1 rRNA gene is annotated in these 291 nt (G+C 58.4%); it reads right to left on the reverse strand.

The features are described from left to right. Nucleotides 1-291, reverse strand: a 23S ribosomal RNA gene (locus tag MWU77_RS24505); the annotation flags it as partial.

The raw sequence follows: 291 nt of genomic DNA on the forward strand, positions 1-291 counted from the left end.
GCATCATGAGTGGCGGATTTGCCTACCACTCGCCCTACAGGCTTACACCGGCTATTCCACCAGCCGGCCCAGCTACCTTCCTGCGTCACCCCATCGCTTGACTACTACCACCGAAGGTCCCATGCATCCACAAAGCCCATCCCCCGAAGGGAACAAACCTGCTTCAGGATGGTTAGTACCAGTGATTCATCAGGGGCGCGTTCACACGGGTACGGGAATATCAACCCGTTGTCCATCGACTACGCCTGTCGGCCTCGCCTTAGGTCCCGACTCACCCTGGGCGGATTAACC

The sequence above is a fragment of the Rhodococcus sp. F64268 genome (genome assembly GCF_023015605.1).
GTDB lineage: Bacteria > Actinomycetota > Actinomycetes > Mycobacteriales > Mycobacteriaceae > Rhodococcus.